A 26,601-nucleotide genomic window follows, 5' to 3' on the forward strand; every position below is an offset into this window, starting at 1 on the left:
CTAGCGCTTCTTGTTCGTCTTGCGGCGGCGGACGATGTACTTGTTGCTCGCCTTCTTGGGAGAACGAGTACGACCCTCCTTCTGACCCCACGGGGAGACCGGGTGGCGACCACCGGAGGTCTTGCCCTCACCACCACCGTGCGGGTGGTCAACCGGGTTCATCGCCACACCGCGAACGGTCGGGCGAACGCCCAGCCAGCGCTTGCGGCCGGCCTTGCCCCAGTTGATGTTCGACTGCTCGGCGTTGCCGACCTCGCCGATGGTGGCGCGGCAGCGGACGTCGACCAGGCGGATCTCGCCGGACGGCATACGGAGGTGGGCCATCTGGCCCTCCTTCGCCAGCAGCTGCACGGAGGCACCCGCGGAGCGGGCGAACTTCGCGCCGCCGCCGGGCCGCAGCTCGATGGCGTGGATGGTCGTACCGACCGGGATGTTGCGCAGCGCCAGGTTGTTGCCGGGCTTGATGTCGGCGGCCGGGCCGTTCTCGACACGGTCGCCCTGGTTCAGGCCTCGCGGCGCGATGATGTAGCGCTTCTCGCCGTCTGCGTAGTGCAGGAGCGCGATGCGCGCGGTGCGGTTCGGGTCGTACTCGATGTGAGCGACCTTGGCCGGCACGCCGTCCTTGTCGTGACGACGGAAGTCGATCACGCGGTAGGCGCGCTTGTGGCCACCGCCCTGGTGACGGACGGTCACACGACCGGTGTTGTTACGGCCGCCCTTGCTGTGCAGGGGGCGGACCAGCGACTTCTCCGGCGTGGACCGCGTGATCTCGACGAAGTCGGCGACGCTGGAGCCACGACGGCCCGGAGTCGTCGGCTTGTACTTGCGGATACCCATTTCTCAGTCCTCGTCCGATATCGGACGACTCGACCTCCGTCAGGAGGTCGGGCCGCCGAAGATGTCGATACGGTCGCCCTCAGCAAGGGTCACGATGGCGCGCTTGGTGTTGGCGCGCTTGCCGAAACCGGTGCGGGTGCGCTTGCGCTTGCCCTGGCGGTTGATCGTGTTGACCCCGGTGACCTTGACCGAGAAGACCGCCTCGACGGCCTGCTTGATCTGGGTCTTGTTGGCACGCGGGTCGACGATGAACGTGTACTTGTTCTCGTCCAGCAGCGCGTAGCTCTTCTCGGAAACAACCGGCTTGACAAGAATGTCGCGCGGGTCCGAGTAGGTCTTGCTGGTGATAGTGGCCTCGGACATCAGGCCTCGCTCCCTTCGGTGTCGTTGGCGGCCTTGGGGCCGGACACGAAGGACTCGAAGGCGGCCTGGGTGAAGACCACGTCGTCGGAGACGAGCACGTCGTACGTGTTCAGCTGGCCCGGCTCCAGGATGTGGACCTGGGGCAGGTTGCGGGCGGACAGCCACGCGGCCTCGTCGCTGCGCTCGGCGATCAGGAGCAGGTTCTTGCGCTCCGAGATCTTGCCGAACAGGGACTTCGCGGCCTTGGTGGAGACCCCACCGTCGACCACGCCGGAGACGACGTGGATGCGGGAGTGGCGCGCCCGGTCCGAGAGGGCACCGCGCAGGGCGGCGGCCTTCATCTTCTTCGGGGTCCGCTGCGAGTAGTCACGCGGCACGGGGCCGTGGACGACGCCACCGCCGGCGAACTGCGGCGCACGGGTCGAACCCTGGCGCGCGCGGCCGGTGCCCTTCTGGCGGTAAGGCTTCTTGCCACCACCGCGGACCTCGCCACGCGTCTTGACCTTGTGCGTGCCCTGACGGGCAGCGGCCAGCTGCGCGACGACGACCTGGTGGATCAGCGGGATGCTGACCTTGGCGTCGAAGATCTCGGCCGGGAGCTCAACGGTCCCGGACTTGTCGCCCGCGGGCGACAGGATGTCAATGGTGCTCATAGTCCTCAGGCCCCCTTGGCCGCAGTGCGGACCAGGACCAGGCCGCCGTTCGGACCAGGAACTGCGCCCTTGATGAGGAGCAGGCCCTTCTCCGCGTCAACGGCGTGAACGGTCAGGTTCTGGGTGGTGACCCGCTCGTTGCCCATGCGGCCCGCCATGCGGAGGCCCTTGAACACACGGCCCGGGGTGGCGCAGCCACCGATGGAGCCGGGAGAGCGGTGCTTGCGCTGGGTGCCGTGACCGGCGCCGAGGCCCTTGAAGTTGTGACGCTTCATGACACCGGCGAAGCCCTTGCCCTTGCTCTTGCCCGTGACGTCGACCTTGACGCCGGACTCGAACACCTCGGCAGTGATCTCCTGGCCCAGCGTGTACTCGCTGGCGTCAGGGGTGCGGAGCTCCACCAGGTGGCGGCGGGGGGTCACGTCGGCCTTGGCGAAGTGGCCCTTGAGGGGCTTGTTCACCTTGCGAGGGTCGATCTCGCCGAAGGCGATCTGGACCGACTCGTAGCCGTCGATGTCATTCGTACGGACCTGGGTAACGACACAGGGCCCGGCCTTGACGACGGTCACCGGGACGACACGGTTGTTCTCGTCCCAGACCTGGGTCATGCCGAGCTTCTCGCCCAGGACGCCCTTGATCTGCTTTGCCATCTCTTCCGCGCCTCTCAGAGCTTGATCTCGATGTCGACGCCGGCCGGAAGGTCCAGGCGCATCAACGAGTCAACGGTCTTGGGCGTCGGGTCGAGGATGTCGATCAGGCGCTTGTGCGTGCGCATCTCGAAGTGCTCGCGCGAGTCCTTGTACTTGTGCGGCGACTTGATGACGCAGTACACGTTCTTCTCAGTGGGCAGCGGCACCGGGCCTGCGACCGACGCACCAGTGCGGGTCACCGTCTCGACGATCTTCTTCGCCGAGGAGTCGATGACCTCGTGGTCGTAGGCCTTGAGCCGGATGCGGATCTTCTGTCCCGCCATGGCTACTCAGTAGTCCTTTGTCTAGTGAAACGCTCTGGTACTCGGTGGGTCTTGCTCTCTTCTCCGACCCACGCGGTCGGGCGTGTCGCACTCCCTCTACGCAGATCTCCCGAAGGATTTCCCAACCAAGGGGGTGCGGCCTGCGGCCGCGTATCGGGGGAAGAGCTCCCGCCGAGCGCCTGGCCGGTACCCCGCTGACACTTCCCGGAAGATTCCCGTACGTCCGACCCGCATGGGGTCGACGAGTACTGTGGGACTCGCTTCCGGTCCTCCCGGCGGGAGGCGCGCAGCATCGGTACTCAACCGAGCAACCCGGACAGTCTGCCACACGGTCCGGCCCCCTGGCCAATCGAGCCGAAGAGATTACCCCGAGGGGGTTGACTGTCAAACCGCGGCACGCGGAAGACCAGGTTCCACCAGGGCCTCCACTTCCGCTCAGCCAGGTTCCGACAGGCGCTCACGCGGGGCTCCTTGGTCCAGCACGAGCGGCAACCCGGCGAGCAGGCCCGCCATGCACGTGCGGCCAGGGCGGCGGGCAGATCCAGCACCCTCGGGCGCGGCGTCGTCCCCTTGCGCACCCCTATGGCCGCGGCCATCCCCGTCACGATCACCCGCAAGCGCCGCCCGGTCAGGGTCCGCCGAGGCGGTCGACCGGGTCCCTGGCCACCGTGCCCGCCAGAGGACGCGTTTGCGCCTCCCCGCGGAACGCCGAGACGCGGCAGCGACCGCCGGGGGCGTCCACGCCGGACTCGAACCGGGAACCGATCACCGCCCCAGAGCGATCACGACCCTCGCCGCTTCTCCGGCCCGGCCCGCCCTCACCCGGTCCTCGCGCCTGCTCACGCCGTCCTCGCAAGGCCGGTGGCATCCGCCGCGGCCCCGTCGGATATCCGCTGGAGGCCCCGTCCCCGCACACCTAGAGTGACGGTGCAGTCGGCAATGACGGGGGATCGATCACCATGCGTACGCACTATCCGCGCACGCCGCACCTGCCCTGGTCGCCCGGCGTTGCCGCGGACGATGTACGGGTCACCGGTCTGTCCGGCCTGCGCGGGCGCGAGGTCGTCGTCACCGAGAAGCTCGACGGCGAGAACACCACGCTGTACGCCGACGGCCTGCACGCCCGGTCCCTGGACTCGGCGCACCATCCGTCCCGGGCCTGGGCCAAGGCGCTGCACGGGCGGATCGGGCACGCCATACCCGCGGGCTGGCGGGTGTGCGGCGAGAACATGTTCGCCCGGCACTCGCTCGCGTACGACGACCTGGACAGCTACTTCTACGGCTTCTCCGTATGGGACGCCCACGGCCGTTGCCTCGACTGGGACCTGACCGTGCCGTTCCTGCGCGATCTGGGCGTCCCCGTGCCGCGCGTGCTGTGGCGGGGCGTGTTCGACGCGCGGGCCGAGAAGGCGCTGCGCACGATGCGGCTCGACCTGACGCGGCAGGAGGGATACGTCGTCCGGACCGCCGAGGGATTCGCCGCCGAGGACTTCGGGCAGCGCGTGGCCAAGTGGGTGCGCCCCGGTCATGTGCAGACCGGTACGCACTGGATGCACGCGGCCGTCGTGGAGAACCGACTCGGCCCGAACGCCGCTTTGTGGGCGGTGCGTTCCGGCGCGTCCGCCGACGCGGAGGCGCTCGCGGCCGCGGTCGGGGTGCCCGGCGGGGACGCGGCCGCCCTGGGCAGGCTGGAGGCGGCCGGGGCGACGGGCGACGCCCGGCTCGCCGGCGTACTGGCCGCACTGCTGCACGGCACGCGGCGGGCGTGGCTCGCGCCGAAGCTGGCTCCGCTGCTCGGGATGCCACTTGCCCGGCGCGTCGGGGATCTCGTCGGGCTCCACCCGGCGCTGCACCGGCCCTACCCGGACGCGGACCGGCGTACCGGTCTGCTGCGGATGGCGTACGCCGCCGATCTCGGCGTCCTGCACGCCGTCGCACGGGCGACCGCCCCGACCGCCGGGGCGCGCGAGCAGGTGGAGTGGTCCGCGCTGCACGCGGAGGACGCGCGCCCTGTCGAAGGGCTGCGGGACGCCTTCGCCGGCCTGGACGACGACGCGGCCGCACGCTGCCTCGCCGAGTCCCGCGAGGCGTACGCGCTCGGCCGGATCGGCTCGGCCGAGGAGGCCGTCGCGGCGACCTGGCGGTGGCGTACGGGCGGCTTCCCCAAGCTGATCCAGATGGTGGGGCCGTCGGGCAGCGGCAAGAGCACGTTCGCACGCGGGCTCCCCGGGGTGGACGCGTACGTCTCCCTCGACGACCTGCGCGAGGCCCGCGGCGCGCGGTCCGACCAGAAGGCCAACCAGGAGGTCCTGCGCACAGGGCTCGGCAGGCTGGACACCGCCCTGGCCGCGGGAGGCACCGTGGTGTGGGATGCGACGTCGCTCAACCAGCAGCAGCGTTCCCTGGTGCATACGGTCGCCCGGCGCCGCGACGCCCTGATCACCCATGCCGTGGTCCTCGTCGACGAGGACGAACTCGTCCGCCGCAACGGCGAACGCGAGCACCCCGTGCCGCGTGAAGTCCTCGCCGCCCAGCTGCACCGCTTCGGCCCGCCGTACCCGGGCCAGGCGCACCGCACCTGGTACATCGGGGCGAGCGGGACCGTCGAGGAGGAGGCGTAGAGGTGCGCACCAGCGACGAGATCTACCACCGGGTGCGCTGGGACGCGCGCTTCGACCCCGCCCGCTTCGTGATCGGGGTCCTCCAGCGCGGGGCGCCGCCCAAGCGGGTGCCGCTGCCCGCGTTCGTGCCCGGCGGCGACATCCCCTGGCACCGGGTCCTGTTCTTCGAGGCCGACGGCGAGGTGGTCTGGGACCGGACGTCGGGCATCGACCGGATCGACGACACGGACGCGGGGCGGGTGCGCGAGGCTCGTCGGCTGCGGGCCCCGTTCTTCGCGGCCCGCACGCCGCACGTGTGGGACGGCGCCGACTGGGTGCCCGCGCGCACGCCCCGGGGCGCCGCGCCCGCGGGCCGGCTGCGCGTGCTCACGTGGAACACCCTGTGGGACCGCTACGACGCCGACCGCATCGACACCGCGCTGCGCAGGCCGCTGCTGATGGCCGCCCTCCGCGCCGCCGACGCCGACGTCATCGCGCTCCAGGAGGTCGAGCCCCGGCTGCTGACGATGGTGCTGGCCGAGCCGTGGGTGCGTAAGGCGTACACCCTCGGCACCGATCCGGGGGCGCGGGACGTCGACGAGTGCGGTCTGCTCCTGCTGAGCAGGCTGCCGGTGCGGGAGGCCGGTCACCACGAACTCGGCTCGCACAAGGCGGTGACCGCACTGGTCGTGGAGACGGGCACGGAGCCGGGGGCGGAACCGCTCACGGTGGCCGCGACCCATCTGAGCAGCGACCACTCGGAGAACGGCGCCGGGCGCCGCGACGCCGAACTGGCCCGGATCGCCGAGGGACTGGCGCAGCTGGACGGCGATGTCGTGCTGATGGGCGACTTCAACGACGGCACGGACGCACCGGGCACGGCCCTCGGGATGCGCGACGCCTGGAGCGAGGTCCACGGCCCGGACGACACGACCCCCACCTTCGATCCCGGCGTCAATCCGCTGGCCGCGGTCTCCTCGCTGACGGGGCGCGCCTCCCGGCTGGACCGGGTGCTGCTGCGCGCGGAGGGACTGCGGGTGCGGGAGGCCGTGCTCTGCGGCGACACGCCCACGGGCGAGGGCCTGTACATCTCCGACCACTACGGAGTGGGGGTCGAGTTGGGTCTCGCCGGGGCCGAGTCCGGGGAGATGCTGGACCTGCGGCCGACGTCCCGTACGGCGCTGGCGTGGCTCCCGCCGCACGAGGTGTGGCCGCCGCTGCAGGACATCCGCCGGGACCACGACCCGCAGATCCACCGCTGGCCGCCACACGTCAATCTGCTCTTCGGTTTCGTTCCGGAGCACGCCTTCGAGCGGGCGGCGCCGCTGATCGCGGCGGCCGCCGCGGAGAGCGCGCCCTTCGACGCGCTGCTCGACGGCGTGCAGTGGTTCGGCCACCGCGAGGACGCCACGGTGTGGCTGGACCCGGCGGCAGGCGGTGAGGAGCCGTGGGCGGCGCTGCGGGATGCGCTGGTCAGACGCTTCCCGGCCTGCCGGGGCCGCCGCGAGGGCTTCACCCCGCACCTCAGCCTGGGCCGGACCACGGATCCCCACGCCCTGGCCACCCGGTGTGCCGAACGGCTCGCCCCCGTGCGGGTGCGGGTCGGCGAGCTGGCGCTGCTCTCGCGCCGCGGCACCGAGCCGATGCGCGTCCGGGCGACGGTGGCACTGGGCACGGGCGAGGTGCGCTGGGTGCCGGAGGAGGTGTTTGCGGGCGAAGTGGCGGTGGACGCCGCCGAGGCCGCCCGCGCCGGGCGCATCGCAGAGCGCGTCGCGGCCGCGCTCCCCGACGGCGTCGTCCACGTCGTCGGCTCCCGGGCCATGGGATGCGCGCTGCCCGGCGCGGATCTGGACCTGGTCGCCGCGCTGCCGGGCGACGTCCGGCTCGCGGACGTGCGTGCCCGATCGGCGGCGGCCCTGCCCGAGGCGTCCGGTATGCGCGAGGTGGTCGGCGCGCGGGTCCCCGGCCTGCGGATGAACGTCGGCGCGCTGACCGTGGACCTGGTCGTGGTGCCCACCGGAACGACGGCCCCCGCCCGGGCCGTCGACCGCCGCACCGAACTGGGCGAGGCGGCGGCGATCGCGCTCAGCGCGGTCAGCGACGCGGAAGCGGTCCTCGCACTGGTCGGCGACCGCCGCGAGGTGTTCACCCGGCTGGCCAGGGAGGTCAAGGCGTGGGCGAAGGCGCGGGGCCTCGACTCGGCGCCGTTCGGCGGACTGCCGGGGCTGGCGTGGTCCGTGCTGGCCGCCCGCACCGTCCGCGAGGCCGGCGATCTGCCGCCCGCCGAGTTGCTGCGGCACTTCTTCGCGACGTGGGCGGCCTGGGACTGGCGCGAACCAGTGGGCACGCCCCTGCCGGGTGGGCCCGGCCTGCCGGTCACGATCACGACCCCGTCCGAGCCCGTGCGCCCCTGCAGCGATCAGGTCACGCCGGGCATGCGCGACCTGCTCACGCAGGAGCTGTTCCACGCCTGGGAGTTGCTCGGGACCGGTTCCACGGAACTGCTGCTGCGCCCGCCGCCGCTGCACCGGCGGCACGCGGCCTGGGCGGTCGTGACCGTACCCCCGGGCCCGGACGAGGGACGGGTCCGGGGCCGGATGCGCGCGCTGCTCACCGAGCTGTCCGAGGTGGCCCCCGACGCCCACGCCTGGCCCCGGGCCTGGGGCACGGACCCGCTGCGCCTGGCGATCGGGCTCGGCGCGACCCCGCCGGACCGGGCGGTGATCGACCGGATCGCGGACCGGTGGCTGCGGGGGCTCCCCGGTGTGACGGTGACGCGCGCCGACGGCGGGGACGCACCGACCCTGCACTGACGCGCACCGACGGCGGGGACGCACCGACCCTGCACTGACCACGCGGCCGCGCCACGGGAAGACCCGATGCCCCCACCTGGCCGGGCTGGGGAAGACCACATGCCCCCACCCAGCCGCGCCGTGGGAAGACCACACGCCCTGACCCGCCGCCCGGCCGAGACCACCTGACCCCACCCTGGCCGGCGGCCAAGGCCACACGTGCCGCCAGGCAACCCCACACCGCTCGCCGCCGTCTTGCTGATCGCGGAAGGGCCCTGACCAGCCCGTCCGCACCAGGGGGATCACAGTACGCAGTCGGGGGCGCCACACACTGCCCGTCCGCTGCGGGGGGAAGCGGACGGAGCATCACCAGTGAACGACAGAGCTGTCTGCGCGCTGCCCATGGCCGCGCGCGAGGACGACCGGAAGGCCGGCACCCGACCGAGGCCGCGCCGCCGCAGTGTCGTCGCCGCCCTCACCGCACTCGCCGCCCTGGCCGGCACCGGCGCGCTCGGCGGCTGTTCCGTACCCGCCCCGCGGCGATCGGGCCCGGTGGCCGATCCCGCGCCCGGCATTCCGATAGCCAGCTCCCGGCGTGCGCAGCTGATGCAGATCCTCGCGCACCCGGACGACGACCTGTACTTCATGAACCCGGACACGCAGCAGATGCTGGACGCCGGAGTGCCGCTGGTCTGCGTGTACGTCACCGCCGGCGAGGCCGACGGGAAGAACCACATACCGGGTGACTGGGACGTTCCTGCCGACAAGACCGCGTACTCCTCGGCCCGCCACCAAGGACTGCGCCAGGCGTACGCCGAGCTGCTCGGGCTCGACAGGTTCACCGACTGGCAGAAGGGCGTCGCGACCCTGCGCGGCGACCGGCGGGCCGAGATCAACACCCTGGCGAACGGCGTCCGCCGGGTCGAGCTGATCTTCCTCAATCTCGCCATGCACACCGCCCGGGGCGACCGTATGGGCCTGCCGAGCCTGTGGCACGACCGGGCGCTCGGACTTGCGACCGTCGTGGCCGACGACTCCCCCGTCCGCAAGGCCGACTCGTACGACTACGACCAACTCGTCGATGTGCTCGTCGGACTGATGGAGCGTTACCGGCCGACCGTCGTACAGACCCTCGACCCGGATCCGGACATCCAGCACAGCGACGAGGCGACGCGCAAGAAGGACAGTGAGCAGCGCGGCTACTCCGACCACGCCGACCACACGGCGGTGGCCTCCTTCAGCTGGGCGGCCATGGTCCGCTGGGTGGCCGAGGCGACGCAGGACGGCGGCGAGGTGCCCGCCTTCGTGGCGACGTCCTTCCGCGGGTACTACAACCGGCACTGGCCGAAGAACCTCCCCGCCGCCGTGCTGGGCCGCAAGGCGTCGCACCTCGTCCCCTACGGCGGTGACCCCGACTGGGACTGCGGCAACGCGGCCGGCTGCGGCGACTACAACGTCGGCGGCAAGCGCCCGCTGAAGAACAAGAAGGGCTGGGTCCGCTCCACCCACCACCGTTACCCCGGCCCCCGCACCGCCGTCGTGAAGGAACCGGACGGACGGCTGTCGGCCTACGGGGTGCTCGGGCTGCGGGCGGTCCGCTGGCGCGAGAGCGACCCCAGGAGCGGTCGCTGGGGCGAGCCCGCCGACCTCGGCGGCGGCCCGCTCGCCCCCGCCCTGGGCGCCGCCGCGCTCGAGGACGGCAGGCAACTGCTGTTCGGGCTGCGGTTCTCGGCGGTCAGCGGGCACGGCGGGGACAACGCCCGCGAGATCGTGCTGCTGGAGCAGCGCTCCCCCGGCGGGCCCTTCCTCGCCTGGCGCGGGCTGGGCAATCCCGAGCGCGACGACGACCGCGGCCGGCGCATCGGCGTACCGGTGGCCGTCACCGCGCCGGACGGCCGGGTGCATCTGTTCGTGCGCAACGCGGACAAGGGCGTCAGCACCCGGGTGCGGGACGCGGTCGGCGGCTGGAGCGGCTGGCAGGACCTCGGCGGCGGCGAGATCCAGGACGGCCTGACCACCGTCGTCGACACCGAGGGCCGCGTCCACCTCTTCGGCGCGGGGCACGACACCGTGCACCACTGGGCCCAGGACGCGCCCGGCGAGCCCATGACCCTGCATCCGGGGGGCCGGCTCCCGGCGGCCGTGGACGTTCCGGCCGCGCTGGCGGATGTCGACGGGTCCCTCCAACTGCTGTACCGGCAGGAGCGGTCCTACGAGCGGGCCACGCCGACGGACTCCCGCGGCACGGCGGCGGCCGGGCTCACCCGCGTACGTCCCGACGGCAAGCGGCTGCCGGCGATCCGCTTCGAGGGGTACGGGCCCGTCCGCGCGGCGGTCGGGAAGACCGGTGCCGCCCTCCTGGGCAGGGACCTGCACGGACGGATCCAACTCCGTTTCGCCGGCCGCCTGTTGACCCGTACGGCCGGGGTGCAGAGCATCGACGTGCCCAGCCTGCACATGAGCGGCGACGGCCCGGCCGTCGTGGGCCTGGGCGCGGACGCCCACCCGTGGACCTGGTGGCCCAGCGCCGGAACGGACGGCTGACGGCGCCCGCCACAACCTGGGACCCGTCGTCGCCGGACGGGCCCACGACAGCGAAGCGGGAACGCGAGACCCCCGGCATCCGGGGCCACCATCAGATCGGCGACCGTGCCCTCAGCCGCCGCAGCATCCGCGCGTCCTCGAAGCCCACCTCCCGGGCCGCGCTCTCCACGGTCGCACCGAGGCCGACCAAGTGCTCGGCCCGTTCGACCCGCAGCGCCTGCTGGTAGCGCAGGGGCGTCAGGCCCCCGGTGGCGCGGGCGAACAGCCGGGTGAGGGTGCGCCCGCTCACGCCGGCGAAGGCCGCCAGATCCGCCAGCGGCAGCGCCTCGGTGAACCGGGTGTCGATGAGGTCCTGGACCTCGTGGACGGTGTCGTCCACATGGGACCGGTGCCGCAGCATGGCGCTGGTCTGCGGCTCGTTGCCGTTGCGGCGGGCGTAGACGACCATCTCGCGCGCGACCCGGGCCGCGACGGCCGGGCCGTGCCGCCCGGCCACCAGGTGCAGCGCCAGGTCGATGCCGCTGGCGATGCCGGCCGAGGTCACCACCCGGTCGTCGGTGGTGAACAGCACGTCCCGCACGACGACCGCCCTCGGATGCCTCGCCGCCAGTTCGTCCTGGAGGTGGTGGTGCGTGGTGCACCGCCGCCCGTCCAGCAGCCCGGCGAGACCCAGGGCCTCGGCGCCGGCGCAGACACTGGCGACGGTGCCCCCGGCCGCATGGTGGGCGCACAGTCGTTCCAGCACCGACGGGCCGGGGAGCGGGCCGCCGCGCAGTGCGGGCGCGCGCCAGCCCGGCACCACGATCAGGTCGTCCGGTCCCAGCTCCGGCCAGTGGGTCGATGCCGCCAGCGGCAGGCCCTGGGCGCTGGGCACCTGCTCCCGCTCGGCGACATAGGCGAGCCGGTAGGGATGCCCGAAGTCCGCCGCGGTGCCGAAGGCCTGGGCGGGTCCGGCCAGGTCGAGCAGATGGACGCCGGGGACAAGGACGAAGACGACCTGGCTCACGCCGCGGACGCTCCCGACTCCGCCTCCAGCTCGGCCACGGTGGCGATGCGGGCGAACCGGTCGCGCAGGACCGCCTCGGTCCGCTCGATGATCGCTTCGGCGCTGAGTCCACCGATCGGGTTGGTGGTGGTGGCGTCGCTGACGAAGACCATCCGGTAGCCGAGGTCGCTGCCCAGCCGGGTGGTGGTCTCCACGCACTGTTCGGTGCGGATGCCGCACACCCACAGCTCGCCCACGCCTTCGGCGGTCAGGATCCGCTGCAGATCGGTGGTGGTGAAGGCGTTGTGCGACGTCTTGTGCAGCACGGGTTCGCCCGCCGCCGGACGCCGGAGCTCCGCCAGGAGCCGTACGTGTCCGAGCTCCGGGTCGAACACATCGCCGCTGCCGGGCTCGGTGTGCAGCACCCACACCACCAGGTCTCCGGCCGAACGGGCCAGCCCGACCAGCCGGTTGACCGGCTCGGCGATCTCCGGGTCGGCGATCTGCTCCCACAGGGGGCGCGCCCGGAAGGACTCCTGGACATCGATGACTATCAGCGCTCGTCTCATGGCACCCATTCTGACCAGGCAGGACAGCATACAGAAAGGCCCGATCGGGACCGGCAGCGGAACGATCAGGTCAGCCCGGGGCACCCGGTACGCACACCTGCGCGCAGACGCCGAAGGGCCCCGCACCAGCAGGTGCGGGGCCCTTCTTGCAGCTCAGGGAGCTACCAGGTCGAACCGTCGAAGTTCCGGGGAACTTACTTGACGATCTTGGTGACCTGGCCGGCGCCGACGGTCCGGCCACCCTCACGGATGGCGAACTTGAGGCCTTCCTCCATGGCGACGGGCTGAATCAGGTTCACCGTCATGGTGGTGTTGTCGCCCGGCATGACCATCTCGGTGCCCTCGGGGAGGGTCACGACGCCGGTCACGTCCGTGGTACGGAAGTAGAACTGCGGGCGGTAGTTGTTGAAGAAGGGGGTGTGACGGCCACCCTCGTCCTTCGACAGGATGTAGGCCTGGGCCTCGAACTCGGTGTGCGGCGTGACCGAACCGGGCTTGATGATGACCTGGCCGCGCTCGACGTCCTCGCGCTTGATGCCACGGAGGAGCAGACCGACGTTCTCACCGGCCTGGCCCTCGTCGAGCAGCTTGCGGAACATCTCGATGCCGGTGACCGTGGTGGTGGTCTTCTCGGTCTTGATACCGACGATGTCGACGGTCTCGTTGACCTTGAGGACACCACGCTCGATACGACCGGTGACGACGGTGCCACGACCGGTGATCGTGAAGACGTCCTCGATCGGCATCAGGAACGGCTTGTCGACGTCACGCTCGGGCTGCGGGATCGCCTCGTCGACGGCGGCCATCAGGTTCAGGACCGACTGGCCCCACTCCTTGTCGCCCTCGAGAGCCTTGAGCGCCGAGACCTTGACGACGGGAACGTCGTCGCCCGGGAACTCGTACTCGGAGAGGAGCTCACGCACCTCGAGCTCGACGAGCTCCAGGATCTCCTCGTCGTCCACCATGTCGGCCTTGTTCAGGGCGACGACGATGTACGGAACGCCGACCTGGCGGGCCAGGAGCACGTGCTCCTTGGTCTGCGGCATCGGGCCGTCGGTGGCGGCGACCACGAGGATGGCGCCGTCCATCTGGGCAGCACCGGTGATCATGTTCTTGATGTAGTCCGCGTGACCGGGGCAGTCGACGTGGGCGTAGTGACGCGACTCGGTCTGGTACTCGACGTGCGCGATGGAGATGGTGATACCGCGCTGGCGCTCCTCAGGAGCCTTGTCGATCTGGTCGAAGGCCGAGGCCTCGTTCAGGTCCGGGTACGCGTCGTGCAGCACCTTGGTAATGGCGGCCGTGAGGGTCGTCTTACCGTGGTCGATGTGACCGATGGTGCCGATGTTGACGTGCGGCTTAGTCCGCTCGAACTTCGCCTTCGCCACTGGGGTCCTCCTGTGGAGTGGTTCTGTACGCCTTACTCATCGGCGCCAGGTGATCTTTGCTGGGAAGCCGGCCGCCGGGGTTACGACCCTGAAGGTATCGGGGCGAACCCCCGGCGGACGGTGTCAAGCCTAAAGCGTGAACCCGGGTGAGTTACTCGCCCTTGGCCTTCGCGATGATCTCCTCGGCGACGTTCCGGGGAACCTCGGCGTAGGAGTCGAACTGCATCGAGTAGCTTGCGCGACCCGAGGTCTTGCTGCGGAGGTCTCCGACGTAGCCGAACATCTCCGAGAGGGGCACGAGGCCCTTCACGACGCGAGCGCCGCTGCGCTCCTCCATGGCCTGAATCTGACCACGGCGGGAGTTGATGTCGCCGATGACCTCACCCATGTAGTCCTCGGGCGTGGTGACCTCGACGGACATCATCGGCTCGAGCAGCACGGGCGAAGCCTTGCGCGCGGCCTCCTTGAAGGCCTGCGAGCCGGCGATCTTGAACGCGAGTTCGGAGGAGTCGACCTCGTGGTAGCCACCGTCGAGAAGAACGACGCGAACGCCGGTCATCTCGTAGCCCGCCAGGATGCCGAACTGCATGGCCTCCTGCGCACCCGCGTCCACCGAGGGGATGTACTCCTTGGGGATGCGGCCACCGGTGACCTTGTTCACGAACTCGTACGAGGCGTCGCCGCCCTCGATCGGCTCGATCGCAATCTGCACCTTGGCGAACTGACCGGTACCACCGGTCTGCTTCTTGTGCGTGTAGTCGTGACGCTCGACGGCCTTGCGGATCGTCTCGCGGTACGCGACCTGCGGCTTGCCGACGTTGGCCTCGACCTTGAACTCGCGGCGCATACGGTCGACGAGGACGTCGAGGTGAAGCTCGCCCATACCACCGATGATGGTCTGGCCGGTCTCCTCGTCCGAGTGAACCTGGAAGGAGGGGTCCTCCTCCGCGAGACGCTGGATGGCGACACCCAGCTTCTCCTGGTCACCCTTGGACTTGGGCTCGATCGCGACCTGAATGACCGGCGCCGGGAAGTCCATGGACTCCAGGATCACCGGGTTCTTCTCGTCGCACAGCGTCTCACCGGTGGTGGTCTGCTTCAGGCCCATGACGGCGACGATGTCGCCGGCGCCCACCGAGTCGATCTCCTCACGCTTGTTGGCGTGCATGCGGTAGATCTTGCCGATGCGCTCCTTCTTGCCCTTGACGGAGTTCAGCACCGAGGTGCCGGCCTCCAGGCGACCCGAGTAGACCCGGATGAAGGTGAGCTTGCCGAGGTGCGGGTCGCTCGCGATCTTGAACGCGAGCGCCGACAGCGGCTCGGTCTCGGACGGCTTGCGGCGGACGATCTCCTCCGGGTCCTTCACGTCGTGGCCCTCGATGGCCTCGACGTCCAGGGGGGAGGGGAGGTAGCGCACGACCGCGTCGAGCAGGGGCTGGACGCCCTTGTTCTTGAACGCGGTGCCACAGAACACCGGGGTGACCGTGGTGTCGCCGCCCTTGCCGGACGCGATGGTGATGCGACGGATCGCGGCGTACAGCTGCTCCTCGGTGGGCTCGACGCCCTCCAGGTACAGCTCCATGATCTCTTCGTCGTTCTCCGCGACCGTCTCGACCAGCTTGCCGCGCCACTCCTCGGCGGCCTCGGCGTGCGTGGCCGGGATGTCGACGACGTCGTACATCTCACCCTTGGTGGCCTCGGCGGACCAGACAAGGGCCTTCATGCGAACGAGGTCGACGACACCCTTGAAGTCGGCCTCGGCGCCGATGGGGAGCTGCATGACGATCGGGGTCGCGCCGAGGCGGTTCACGATCATGTCGACACAGCGGTGGAACTCGGCACCGGTCCGGTCGAGCTTGTTGACGAAGCAGATGCGCGGCACGCCGTAGCGGTCCGCCTGACGCCAGACAGTCTCGGACTGGGGCTCGACACCGGCGACACCGTCGAACACGGTGACAGCGCCGTCGAGGACGCGGAGCGAACGCTCCACCTCGACGGTGAAGTCGACGTGACCCGGCGTGTCGATGATGTTGATCGTGTGATCGACGTCCTCGAGCGGCCAGTGACAGGTCGTCGCGGCGGACGTAATCGTGATGCCGCGCTCCTGCTCCTGCTCCATCCAGTCCATCGTGGCGGCGCCGTCGTGGACCTCACCGATCTTGTAGCTCACACCGGTGTAGAACAGGATGCGCTCGGTGGTCGTCGTCTTGCCCGCGTCGATGTGGGCCATGATCCCGATGTTGCGGACCTTGGCCAGGTCAAGCGAAGTGGTGGCCATATGGCTCAGTCTTCTCTCGGTCTCGATGTGGGTAGCGACTACCAGCGGTAGTGCGCGAAGGCCTTGTTGGACTCGGCCATCTTGTGCGTGTCCTCACGCTTCTTGACCGAAGCGCCGAGGCCGTTGGAGGCGTCGAGCAGTTCGTTCATGAGGCGCTCGGTCATGGTCTTCTCGCGGCGGGCTCGGGAGTAACCCACGACCCAGCGGAGCGCGAGGGTGGCGGCACGACCGGGCTTGACCTCGATCGGCACCTGGTAGGTGGCGCCACCGACACGGCGGGACTTGACCTCGAGAGAGGGCTTGACGTTCTCGAGGGCGCGCTTCAGCGTGATGACCGGGTCAGCGCCGGTCTTCTCGCGGAGGCCTTCCATGGCGCCGTAGACGATCCGCTCGGCGGTGGAACGCTTGCCGTTGAGCAGGATCTTGTTGATGAGCGAGGTCACCAGAGGAGAACCGTAAACCGGGTCGATGATGACCGGGCGCTTCGGGGCGGGGCCCTTACGAGGCATTCTTACTTCTCCTTCTTGGCGCCGTAGCGGCTGCGGGCCTGCTTGCGGTTCTTGACACCCTGGGTGTCGAGGGAACCGCGGATGATCTTGTAACGAACACCAGGCAGGTCCTTCACACGGCCGCCACGCACGAGCACGATGGAGTGCTCCTGCAGGTTGTGTCCCTCACCCGGGATGTAAGCCGTGACCTCGATGCCAGAGGTCAGACGCACACGCGCGACCTTACGCAGGGCCGAGTTCGGCTTCTTCGGGGTGGTCGTGAACACACGCGTGCAGACGCCGCGGCGCTGAGGGGAACCCTCGAGTGCGGGCGTCTTGTTCTTCTCGACCTTGTCCTGCCGGCCCTTACGGACCAGCTGCTGGATCGTAGGCACTACTTCTCCGGTTTCTGTGTGCCGTCAGTGAAGCTAACCTGGAACGTCGCCGACCCACGCGGTCGGGTGTGTCGAATGCTGCGGACCTCCGCCGCGAGCGGAAAAGGGCGCAGATCACGGTGGCCGGTATCTGACTCGCCATGCGGTTGAGGACACGCACACGAGCCCAGGCACACCCCAGGCACAAGGTCTGAGCGTACCTACCTCACCGAGTTCGGTCAAAACAAATGCAAGCGGGCCTGACACGCCGATCAGCAATTCAGGCTGCGAGCACCCCGGTGAGCGGCTCTCGACTCCGCCGAGCCGGACATCCAGGACACCGCGGTGGGTCGCCAGAAGGCCGCAGGGAAGGCCCTGCCGGGCCGCTGCCCGCCCCCGGACCCCGCACACACCCTCCGCCTCCCGTCGGCGGCCACCGGAGGCTCACGGCCCCGCAGCGCCGGGGCACGCCGAAGGGCGGCCACCCCACAGGGTGACCGCCCTTCGGTTCAGACGTACGCCTTACTGGTTGTACGGACCGTAGTCGTAGTCCTCCAGCGGAACGGCCTGGCCGGAGCCCGTGCCGAACGGCGAGTAGTCGATGTCGTCGTAGCCGACGGCCGAGTACATCGCGGCCTTGGCCTCCTCGGTCGGCTCGACCCGGATGTTGCGGTAGCGGGACAGGCCCGTACCGGCCGGGATGAGCTTACCGATGATGACGTTCTCCTTGAGGCCGATCAGGGAGTCCGACTTGGCGTTGATCGCCGCGTCGGTCAGGACCCTGGTCGTCTCCTGGAAGGACGCCGCCGACAGCCACGACTCGGTGGCCAGCGAGGCCTTGGTGATACCCATCAGCTGCGGACGGCCGGAGGCGGGGTGACCGCCCTCGGTGACCACACGACGGTTCTCGGTCTCGAACTTCGAGCGCTCGACCAGCTCGCCCGGCAGCAGCTCCGCGTCGCCGGACTCGATGATCGTCACACGGCGCAGCATCTGCCGGATGATGATCTCGATGTGCTTGTCGTGGATCGACACACCCTGCGAGTTGTAGACCTTCTGGACCTCGCCGACCAGGTGGACCTGGACAGCGCGCTGGCCGAGGATCCGCAGCACGTCGTGCGGGTTGGTGGCACCCACGGTGAGCTTCTGGCCCACCTCGACGTGGTCGCCCTCGCCGACCAGCAGACGGGCACGCTTCGAGATCGGGAACGCCGTCTCGTCGCTGCCGTCGTCCGGGGTGACGACGAGCTTCTTGGTCTTCTCGGTCTCCTCGATACGGACGCGGCCGGCCGCCTCCGAGATCGGGGCGACACCCTTGGGCGTACGAGCCTCGAAGAGCTCGACGACACGGGGCAGACCCTGGGTGATGTCGTCACCGGCCACACCACCGGTGTGGAAGGTACGCATCGTCAGCTGCGTGCCGGGCTCACCGATGGACTGGGCGGCGATGATGCCGACCGCCTCACCGATGTCGACCAGCTTGCCGGTCGCGAGCGAACGGCCGTAGCAGTACGCGCAGGTGCCCACCGCGGACTCACAGGTCAGGACCGAGCGGGTCTTGACCTCCTCCACACCGGCCGCGACGAGGGCGTCGATGAGCACGTCACCGAGGTCGACGTTGGCAGGCGCGATGACCTTGCCGTCGACGACGACGTCCTCGGCGAGCATCCGGGCGTAGACGGAGGTCTCGACGTCCTCGGTCTTGCGCAGGCTGCCGTCGGCGCCACGCTCCGCGATCTTGAGCTTGAGGCCGCGGTCGGTGCCGCAGTCCTCCTCGCGGATGATGACGTCCTGCGAGACGTCCACCAGACGACGGGTCAGGTAACCCGAGTCGGCGGTACGCAGGGCGGTGTCCGCCAGACCCTTACGGGCACCGTGCGTGGAGATGAAGTACTCCAGCACGGACAGGCCCTCACGGAAGGACGCCTTGATCGGACGCGGGATCGTCTCGTTCTTGGCGTTGGACACCAGACCACGCATACCGGCGATCTGACGCATCTGCATCATGTTTCCACGAGCACCCGAGTTGACCATCATGAAGATGGGGTTGGTCTTCGGGAAGTTCTCGTTCATGGCCTCGGCAACCTCGTTGGTCGCCTTGGTCCAGATCGCGATGAGCTCCTGGGTGCGCTCGTCCTTGGTGATCAGGCCGCGCTCGTACTGCTTCTGGACCTTCTCGTCCTGCTCCTCGTAACCCTTGACGATCGCCTTCTTCGCCTCGGGCACGACGACGTCGGAGATGGCCACGGTGACACCGGAACGAGTCGCCCAGTGGAAGCCCGCCGCCTTCAGGTTGTCGAGCGTCGCCGCCACGATGACCTTGGGGTAGCGCTCGGCCAGATCGTTGACGATCTCGGAGAGCTGCTTCTTGCCCACCGAGTAGTCGACGAACGGGTAGTCCTCGGGCAGCAGCTCGTTGAAGAGCGCACGGCCCAGGGTCGTCCGCAGGCGGAAGCTGTCACCCTGCTGCCACTCCGGCTCACCCTCCTCCGCGACCGGGGGAACCCAGCCGCGCGGCGGGATGGTGCCGACGGGGAAGCGGATGTCGACCTTCGCCTGGAGCGAGAGCTCCCGGGCGTCGAAGGCCATGATCGCCTCGGCGGTGGAGTTGAACGCACGGCCCTCGCCGCGCACCTCGCGCTCCTCCTCGTCCGTGGTGAGGAAGAACAGGCCCAGCACCATGTCCTGGGTCGGCATGGTGACCGGACGGCCGTCGGCCGGCTTGAGGATGTTGTTCGAGGACAGCATCAGGATGCGGGCCTCGGCCTGCGCCTCCGCGGACAGCGGCAGGTGCACGGCCATCTGGTCACCGTCGAAGTCCGCGTTGAACGCGGTGCAGACGAGCGGGTGGATCTGGATGGCCTTGCCCTCGACCAGCTGCGGCTCGAAGGCCTGGATGCCGAGGCGGTGCAGCGTGGGCGCACGGTTCAGCAGCACCGGGTGCTCGGCGATGACCTCTTCGAGGACGTCGTACACCACGGTGCGGCCGCGCTCGACCATGCGCTTGGCCGACTTGATGTTCTGCGCGTGGTTCAGGTCGACCAGGCGCTTCATCACGAACGGCTTGAAGAGCTCCAGCGCCATGGCCTTGGGCAGACCGCACTGGTGCAGCTTCAGCTGCGGGCCGACGACGATGACGGAACGCGCCGAGTAGTCGACTCGCTTGCCGAGCAGGTTCTGACGGAAGCGGCCCTGCTTGCCCTTGAGCATGTCGGACAGCGACTTCAGCGGACGGTTGCCGGGGCCCGTGACCGGGCGGCCACGACGGCCGTTGTCGAAGAGCGCGTCCACGGCCTCCTGGAGCATGCGCTTCTCGTTGTTCACGATGATCTCGGGCGCGCCGAGGTCGAGAAGCCGCTTCAGGCGGTTGTTGCGGTTGATGACGCGGCGGTACAGGTCGTTGAGGTCGGAGGTCGCGAAGCGGCCACCGTCCAGCTGCACCATCGGACGCAGGTCCGGCGGGATGACCGGCACGCAGTCGAGCACCATGCCCTTGGGGCTGTTGGACGTCTGCAGGAAGGCGGAGACGACCTTGAGGCGCTTGAGCGCACGGGTCTTCTTCTGGCCCTTGCCGGTACGGATGATCTCGCGGAGACGCTCGGCCTCCTCCTCGAGGTCGAAGGACTCCAGACGCTTCTGCAGCGCCGCGGCACCCATCGAGCCGTCGAAGTACGTGCCGAAGCGGTCACGCAGCTCGCGGTAGAGCAGCTCGTCTCCCTCGAGGTCCTGGACCTTGAGGTTCTTGAAGCGGTTCCACACCTCGTCGAGACGGTCGATCTCGCGCTGGGCGCGGTCGCGCAGCTGCTTCATCTCGCGCTCGGCGCCCTCGCGCACCTTGCGGCGCACGTCGGCCTTGGCGCCCTCGGCCTCGAGCTCGGCCAGGTCGGTCTCGAGCTTCTTGGCGCGGGCCTCGAGGTCGGCGTCGCGGCGGTTCTCGATCTGCTGGCGCTCGACGGAGACGTGGGCCTCCAGCGACGGCAGGTCGCGCGTGCGGCGCTCCTCGTCCACGAACGTGATCATGTACGCGGCGAAGTAGATGACCTTCTCGAGGTCCTTCGGCGCCAGGTCCAGCAGGTAGCCCAGTCGCGACGGGACGCCCTTGAAGTACCAGATGTGGGTGACGGGAGCGGCAAGCTCGATGTGGCCCATCCGCTCACGACGCACCTTGGCGCGCGTGACCTCCACGCCACAGCGCTCACAGATGATGCCCTTGAAGCGGACACGCTTGTACTTGCCGCAGTAGCACTCCCAGTCCCGGGTCGGACCGAAGATCTTCTCGCAGAAGAGTCCGTCCTTCTCGGGCTTGAGCGTGCGGTAGTTGATGGTCTCCGGCTTCTTGACCTCGCCGTGGGACCAGGTCCGGATGTCGTCCGCGGTGGCGAGGCCGATCCGCAGCTCGTCGAAGAAGTTGACGTCGAGCACTTTTTCGTCAATCCCTCTTTCGGGGTTGTGCCCTCCGCGTCAGCGGAAAACGGGCTCTGTATCAGTGGTCTGTACGGTCCCGGGGGCGGTGGGGGGCTCGTTGTGAGAGCCCCCCACCGGGCCCGTCAGACCTCTTCGACGCTGCTCGGCTCGCGCCGGGACAGGTCGATACCGAGCTCCTCCGCAGCGCGGAAGACGTCCTCGTCCGTGTCGCGCATCTCGATGGACATGCCGTCCGAGGACAGCACCTCCACGTTGAGGCAGAGCGACTGCATTTCCTTGATGAGCACCTTGAAGGACTCGGGAATGCCGGGCTCGGGGATGTTCTCGCCCTTGACGATGGCCTCGTAGACCTTCACGCGGCCGGTCACGTCGTCGGACTTGATCGTCAGCAGCTCCTGGAGCGCGTAGGCGGCGCCGTACGCCTCCAGCGCCCACACCTCCATCTCACCGAATCGCTGGCCACCGAACTGGGCCTTACCACCCAGCGGCTGCTGGGTGATCATCGAGTACGGACCGGTCGAACGGGCGTGGAGCTTGTCGTCGACCAGGTGGTGGAGCTTGAGGATGTACATGTACCCGACCGAGATCGGGTCCGGGAACGGCTCGCCGGAGCGGCCGTCGAACAGGCGCGCCTTACCGGTCGGGAGCACCATGCGCTCGCCGTCCCGGTTCGGGATCGTGTGCTGCAGCAGGCCGGCCAGCTCGTCCTCGCGGGCACCGTCGAAGACCGGGGTCGCGACGTTGGTGCCGGGCGCGACGTCGTCGGCGCCGATGGCCTGCAGACGCTGGGCCCACTCCTCGCTCAGGCCGGAGACGTCCCAGCCGCGGCTGGCGAGCCAGCCGAGGTGGATCTCCAGGACCTGTCCCGGGTTCATTCGGGACGGGACACCCAGCGGGTTGAGGATGATGTCGACCGGGGTGCCGTCCTCCAGGAACGGCATGTCCTCGATCGGCAGGATCTTGGAGATGACGCCCTTGTTGCCGTGACGGCCGGCGAGCTTGTCACCGTCGGTGATCTTGCGCTTCTGGGCCACGTAGACGCGGACCAGCTGGTTGACGCCCGGGGGAAGCTCGTCGCCCTCCTCGCGGTCGAAGACGCGCACGCCGATGACCTTGCCGGTCTCGCCGTGCGGCACCTTCAGCGAGGTGTCGCGCACCTCGCGCGCCTTCTCACCGAAGATCGCGCGGAGCAGCCGCTCCTCCGGGGTCAGCTCGGTCTCACCCTTGGGCGTGACCTTGCCGACCAGGATGTCGCCGGCGACGACCTCGGCACCGATACGGATGATGCCGCGCTCGTCGAGGTCGGCGAGGACCTCCTCGGAGACGTTCGGGATGTCCCGGGTGATCTCCTCGGGGCCGAGCTTGGTGTCACGGGCGTCGACCTCGTGCTCCTCGATGTGGATCGAGGAGAGGACGTCGTCCTGCACGAGGCGCTGCGACAGGATGATCGCGTCCTCGTAGTTGTGACCCTCCCACGGCATGAACGCCACGAGCAGGTTCTTGCCGAGCGCCATCTCGCCGTTCTCCGTGGCGGGACCGTCGGCGAGGACCTGGCCCTCGATGACGCGGTCGCCCTCGGAGACGACGACCTTCTGGTTCACCGAGGTGCCCTGGTTGGAGCGGGAGAACTTCGCGACGCGGTACGTGGTGTACGTGCCGTCGTCGTTCGCCACGGTGACGTAGTCGGCCGAGACCTCCTGGATGACACCGTCCTTCTCGGCCTTGATGACGTCGCCGGCGTCGGTGGCACAGCGGTACTCCATGCCGGTGCCGACGAGCGGGGCCTCCGCCTTGATGAGCGGAACGGCCTGGCGCATCATGTTCGCGCCCATGAGGGCACGGTTGGCGTCGTCGTGCTCGAGGAACGGAATCATGGCGGTCGCGACCGACACCATCTGGCGCGGCGAGACGTCCATGTAGTCGACCTCGGTCGGCGGGACGTAGTCGACCTCGCCGCCACGACGGCGGACCAGCACGCGGGCCTCGGTGAAGCGCAGGTCCTCGGAGAGGGTCGCGTTCGCCTGCGCGATGACGAAGCGGTCCTCCTCGTCGGCGGTCAGGTAGTCCACCTCGTCGGTGACCTGGCCGTCGGTGACCTTGCGGTACGGGGTCTCGACGAAGCCGAACGCGTTGACGCGGCCGTAGGAGGCGAGCGAGCCGATCAGACCGATGTTCGGGCCTTCAGGGGTCTCGATCGGGCACATGCGGCCGTAGTGCGACGGGTGCACGTCACGGACCTCGAAGCCGGCCCGCTCACGGGAGAGACCACCCGGGCCAAGTGCCGACAGACGGCGCTTGTGGGTGAGACCCGACAGCGGGTTGTTCTGGTCCATGAACTGCGACAGCTGGCTGGTGCCGAAGAACTCCTTGATGGAGGCGACGACCGGCCGGATGTTGATCAGGGTCTGCGGCGTGATCGCCTCGACGTCCTGAGTCGTCATGCGCTCGCGCACCACGCGCTCCATACGAGCCAGACCCGTACGGACCTGGTTCTGGATGAGCTCGCCGACGTTGCGCAGACGACGGTTGCCGAAGTGGTCGATGTCGTCGGTCTCGACGACGATCTGAGTGCCGTTCTCGCCGACCGTCTCGGTCTCGCCGGCGTGCAGCTTGACCAGGTACTTGATGGTGGCGATGACGTCGTCGGTGGTGAGGACACCGGCGTCCAGCGGCTCATCGGCGCCGAGCTTCTTGTTCACCTTGTAGCGGCCGACCTTGGCGAGGTCGTAGCGCTTGGGGTTGAAGTAGAGGTTCTCGAGCAGCGTCTGAGCGGCCTCACGCGTCGGCGGCTCACCCGGGCGGAGCTTGCGGTAGATGTCGAGCAGCGCGTCGTCCTGGCCCTGGGTGTGGTCCTTCTCCAGGGTGGCGCGCATGGACTCGTACTCGCCGAACTCCTCGAGGATCTGCTCGGTGGTCCACCCGAGCGCCTTGAGCAGGACGGTCACGGACTGCTTGCGCTTGCGGTCGATGCGGACACCGACCATGTCGCGCTTGTCGATCTCCATCTCCAGCCAGGCACCCCGGGACGGGATGATCTTGGCCGTGAAGATGTCCTTGTCGGACGTCTTGTCGATGGAGGAGTCGAAATAGACACCCGGCGAGCGCACCAGCTGCGACACGACGACACGCTCGGTGCCGTTGATGACGAAGGTGCCCTTGTTGGTCATGAGCGGGAAGTCGCCCATGAAGACCGTCTGGGACTTGATCTCGCCGGTCTCGTTGTTGGTGAACTCGGCGGTGACGAAGAGCGGGGCGGCGTACGTGAAGTCGCGCTCCTTGCACTCGTCGATCGAGTTCTTCGGAGGCTCGAAGCGGTGGTCGCGGAAGGTCAGCGACATCGACCCGGAGAAGTCCTCGATCGGCGAGATCTCCTCGAAGATCTCTTCCAGACCGGACTTGGTGGGGACGTCCTGTCCGCTTTCGAGAGCCGCCTCGACACGAGCCTTCCACGCGGCATTGCCGAGCAGCCAGTCAAAGCTCTCGGTCTGCAGCGCGAGGAGGTTCGGAACCTCGAGGGGCTCCTTGATCTTTGCAAAGGAGATGCGCAGCGGGGCAGTGCTGGCGCCGTTGTTCGTATTCGCGGTCGAGGCGTTGCGCGAGGCGGCCAAGAGGGGGTCCTTCCGAGGGCTCGGACTCACTACGCGCGTACCGGTCCCATGCTGTGCACGGAGAGAGAAAGCCTGGTTAAGGGCGGATCTTCAACCGATGCTCAGGTATGGGCATGCCCCTGGTGACGGGCAGGGGGCAGCTAACAGGCAGCGCAAAGGGTCAGTGTAGCCACTTGGCACACTGATGTCCAGTGCGGGTTTTCGAGACCCTCGAGACCCTCGTTTTTCTCATCTCCGCGAACCCCATGCGCCGTGAGGCGCACATCGATACTGCCCGTTCGGTCGTCGATCCATGCCTCGGATACGGATCGTTGTGACGACGCGTCCTGAGAATTGCGCGCTGCGTTCAGTTCGTCAAGGCCCCTGTCCCTGAGCTGCTGCTCCGGGTGCCGCACAGACCACCGTGAGGGGGCGCACGGCGAAGATCACCATACTCGCCGGGAGGGGAAGAGCAAGACAGCCGTCCCGCGCATGCCGAAGGGCGACCACCCAGTTGGGTGATCGCCCTTCAGTGTGCGTGCGTTACACGCGAAGAGTCAGCGACTCTACGAGGTCACTTGACCTCGACGGAGGCGCCGGCGCCCTTGAGGGCCTCAGCGGCCTTCTCAGCGGCGTCCTTGGCGACCTTCTCGAGGACCGGCTTCGGGGTGCCGTCGACGAGGTCCTTGGCCTCCTTCAGACCCAGGGAGGTCAGCTCACGCACGACCTTGATGACCTGGATCTTCTTCTCACCGGCGCCGGTGAGGATGACGTCGAACTCGTCCTGCTCGGCCTCGGCCTCGGCCGGGGCGGCAGCGGCGCCACCGGCGGCAACGGCGACCGGGGCGGCGGCGGTGACGTCGAACTTCTCCTCGAAGGCCTTCACGAACTCGGAGAGCTCGATGAGGGTCATCTCCTCGAACTGCGCAAGCAGGTCGTCCTGGGACAGCTTCGCCATGATGGCGTCCTTCCACTCATTCGGCAGGTGCCGTGTGTACATGTGAGGCGGGCGTACGTTCGGCCCGCTGCGACCGTCGCCTCAGGCGGCGGTCAATGCGCGAGCCGAATTACTCGGCACCGCCCTGCTCGGCCTGCTTGGCACGAAGCGCCTCCGCGGTGCGGACGAACTTCGAGGGAAGGGCCTGGAAGAGCGCGGCAGCCTGGGACTGCTTGCCCTTCATGGCACCCGCCAGCTTGGCGAGCAGAACCTCGCGGGACTCGAGGTCCGCAAGCTTCTTGATCTCATCGGCGGACAGCGCCTTGCCATCAAGGACACCGCCCTTGATGATCAGGTTCGGGTTGTCCTTGGCGAAGTCACGAAGACCCTTCGCCGACTCCACCGGGTCACCGGTGATGAAGGCAACCGCCGTCGGACCGGTGAACTGGTCGTCGAGCGAGTTGATCCCGGCCTCGTTGGCCGCAATCTTGGTCAGCGTGTTCTTCACCACGGCGTACTGGGCGTTCTCACCGAGCGAACGGCGCAGCTGCTTGAGCTGAGCCACGGTGAGACCCCGGTACTCGGTCAGCACGGCGGCGTTCGAGCTGCGGAACTGCTCCGCGAGCTCGGCTACCGCGGCAGCCTTGTCGGGCCTTGCCATGAGCATCGGCCTCCTTCCGGGTGATGAGGACCGCTCAGAAGGGGCTGAACAAAACGAAACGCCCCGGCGCAGGCGCACGGGGCGTAGCTCGACCGGAACGGAATCCGACCCGGGAGCTTTCCACAGTCACCTGCGCAGGACGTCCGC

Annotated in this window: 18 protein-coding genes; 3 read left to right on the forward strand and 15 right to left on the reverse strand. The window is 69.0% G+C overall.

Annotation, left to right across the window (positions count from 1 at the left end):
• Genes rplB through rpsJ form a run of 5 tightly spaced genes read right to left on the reverse strand, consistent with a single transcriptional unit; the run spans position 1 to position 2,826 of the window.
• Positions 1 to 837: a 50S ribosomal protein L2 gene (rplB, locus tag J7E88_RS21975; RefSeq protein ID WP_177148618.1), complete on the reverse strand. Its 837-nt coding sequence runs from the start codon at positions 835 to 837 to the stop codon at positions 1 to 3.
• 39 nt (positions 838 to 876) lie between these two features.
• A complete protein-coding gene (gene rplW / locus J7E88_RS21980; RefSeq protein WP_215183665.1) occupies positions 877 to 1,200 on the reverse strand; it encodes a 50S ribosomal protein L23 in 324 nt (107 codons plus the stop codon).
• On the reverse strand, positions 1,200 to 1,853 hold the full coding sequence (rplD, locus tag J7E88_RS21985; RefSeq protein WP_215183667.1) for a 50S ribosomal protein L4: 654 nt from the start codon (positions 1,851 to 1,853) through the stop codon (positions 1,200 to 1,202). The genes rplW and rplD overlap by 1 nt, the downstream gene beginning before the upstream one ends.
• 5 nt (positions 1,854 to 1,858) lie before the next feature.
• Complete coding sequence (rplC, locus tag J7E88_RS21990; RefSeq protein ID WP_005313592.1) at positions 1,859 to 2,503, reverse strand: 50S ribosomal protein L3; 645 nt, start codon at positions 2,501 to 2,503, stop codon at positions 1,859 to 1,861.
• A gap of 14 nt (positions 2,504 to 2,517) precedes the next feature.
• A complete protein-coding gene (rpsJ, locus tag J7E88_RS21995; RefSeq protein ID WP_003948644.1) occupies positions 2,518 to 2,826 on the reverse strand; it encodes a 30S ribosomal protein S10 in 309 nt (102 codons plus the stop codon).
• A gap of 959 nt (positions 2,827 to 3,785) precedes the next feature.
• Here rpsJ and J7E88_RS22000 point away from each other — a divergent pair.
• The 3 genes from J7E88_RS22000 (at position 3,786) to J7E88_RS22010 (ending at position 10,762) form a co-directional block, all read left to right on the forward strand.
• Positions 3,786 to 5,447, forward strand: a complete 1,662-nt coding sequence (locus J7E88_RS22000) for an RNA ligase family protein (RefSeq protein ID WP_215183669.1) — start codon at positions 3,786 to 3,788, stop codon at positions 5,445 to 5,447.
• Between the two features lie 2 nt (positions 5,448 to 5,449).
• Positions 5,450 to 8,239, forward strand: a complete 2,790-nt coding sequence (locus tag J7E88_RS22005) for a poly(A) polymerase (RefSeq protein ID WP_215183671.1) — start codon at positions 5,450 to 5,452, stop codon at positions 8,237 to 8,239.
• Between the two features lie 381 nt (positions 8,240 to 8,620).
• Positions 8,621 to 10,762, forward strand: a complete 2,142-nt coding sequence (locus J7E88_RS22010) for a PIG-L family deacetylase (RefSeq protein WP_215183768.1) — start codon at positions 8,621 to 8,623, stop codon at positions 10,760 to 10,762.
• Between the two features lie 91 nt (positions 10,763 to 10,853).
• Here the strand turns inward: J7E88_RS22010 and J7E88_RS22015 are convergent, their stop codons facing one another.
• From J7E88_RS22015 to rplJ, 10 genes are all read right to left on the reverse strand, one after another.
• Positions 10,854 to 11,768: a GlxA family transcriptional regulator gene (locus J7E88_RS22015; protein WP_215183673.1), complete on the reverse strand. Its 915-nt coding sequence runs from the start codon at positions 11,766 to 11,768 to the stop codon at positions 10,854 to 10,856.
• Positions 11,765 to 12,316 carry a cysteine hydrolase family protein gene (locus J7E88_RS22020; protein ID WP_215183675.1) on the reverse strand — a complete coding sequence of 184 codons (552 nt, stop codon included), beginning with the start codon at positions 12,314 to 12,316 and terminating at the stop codon, positions 11,765 to 11,767. The genes J7E88_RS22015 and J7E88_RS22020 overlap by 4 nt, the downstream gene beginning before the upstream one ends.
• 194 nt (positions 12,317 to 12,510) lie before the next feature.
• On the reverse strand, positions 12,511 to 13,704 hold the full coding sequence (tuf, locus tag J7E88_RS22025) for an elongation factor Tu (protein ID WP_215183678.1): 1,194 nt from the start codon (positions 13,702 to 13,704) through the stop codon (positions 12,511 to 12,513).
• Positions 13,705 to 13,855: 151 nt separating this feature from the next.
• The gene (gene fusA / locus J7E88_RS22030) at positions 13,856 to 15,982 is read right to left on the reverse strand and encodes an elongation factor G (RefSeq protein ID WP_215183680.1); all 2,127 of its coding nucleotides are present in this window, start codon (positions 15,980 to 15,982) and stop codon (positions 13,856 to 13,858) included.
• 38 nt (positions 15,983 to 16,020) lie between these two features.
• On the reverse strand, positions 16,021 to 16,491 hold the full coding sequence (rpsG, locus tag J7E88_RS22035; protein ID WP_147987673.1) for a 30S ribosomal protein S7: 471 nt from the start codon (positions 16,489 to 16,491) through the stop codon (positions 16,021 to 16,023).
• 2 nt (positions 16,492 to 16,493) lie between these two features.
• Positions 16,494 to 16,865, reverse strand: coding sequence for a 30S ribosomal protein S12 (gene rpsL / locus J7E88_RS22040; protein WP_003948652.1), 372 nt, complete (start codon positions 16,863 to 16,865; stop codon positions 16,494 to 16,496).
• Between the two features lie 501 nt (positions 16,866 to 17,366).
• A complete protein-coding gene (locus tag J7E88_RS22045; protein ID WP_215183682.1) occupies positions 17,367 to 21,266 on the reverse strand; it encodes a DNA-directed RNA polymerase subunit beta' in 3,900 nt (1,299 codons plus the stop codon).
• 125 nt (positions 21,267 to 21,391) lie between these two features.
• Entirely contained in the window at positions 21,392 to 24,877 is a 3,486-nt protein-coding gene (gene rpoB, locus J7E88_RS22050) for a DNA-directed RNA polymerase subunit beta (protein WP_215183683.1), read from the reverse strand.
• 553 nt (positions 24,878 to 25,430) lie between these two features.
• Positions 25,431 to 25,814, reverse strand: a complete 384-nt coding sequence (gene rplL, locus J7E88_RS22055; protein ID WP_030782597.1) for a 50S ribosomal protein L7/L12 — start codon at positions 25,812 to 25,814, stop codon at positions 25,431 to 25,433.
• 109 nt (positions 25,815 to 25,923) lie between these two features.
• Entirely contained in the window at positions 25,924 to 26,454 is a 531-nt protein-coding gene (rplJ, locus tag J7E88_RS22060; RefSeq protein WP_215183685.1) for a 50S ribosomal protein L10, read from the reverse strand.
• Positions 26,455 to 26,601 lie beyond the last annotated feature (147 nt).

This window comes from Streptomyces sp. ISL-10, from assembly GCF_018614575.1.
Taxonomy (GTDB): domain Bacteria; phylum Actinomycetota; class Actinomycetes; order Streptomycetales; family Streptomycetaceae; genus Streptomyces.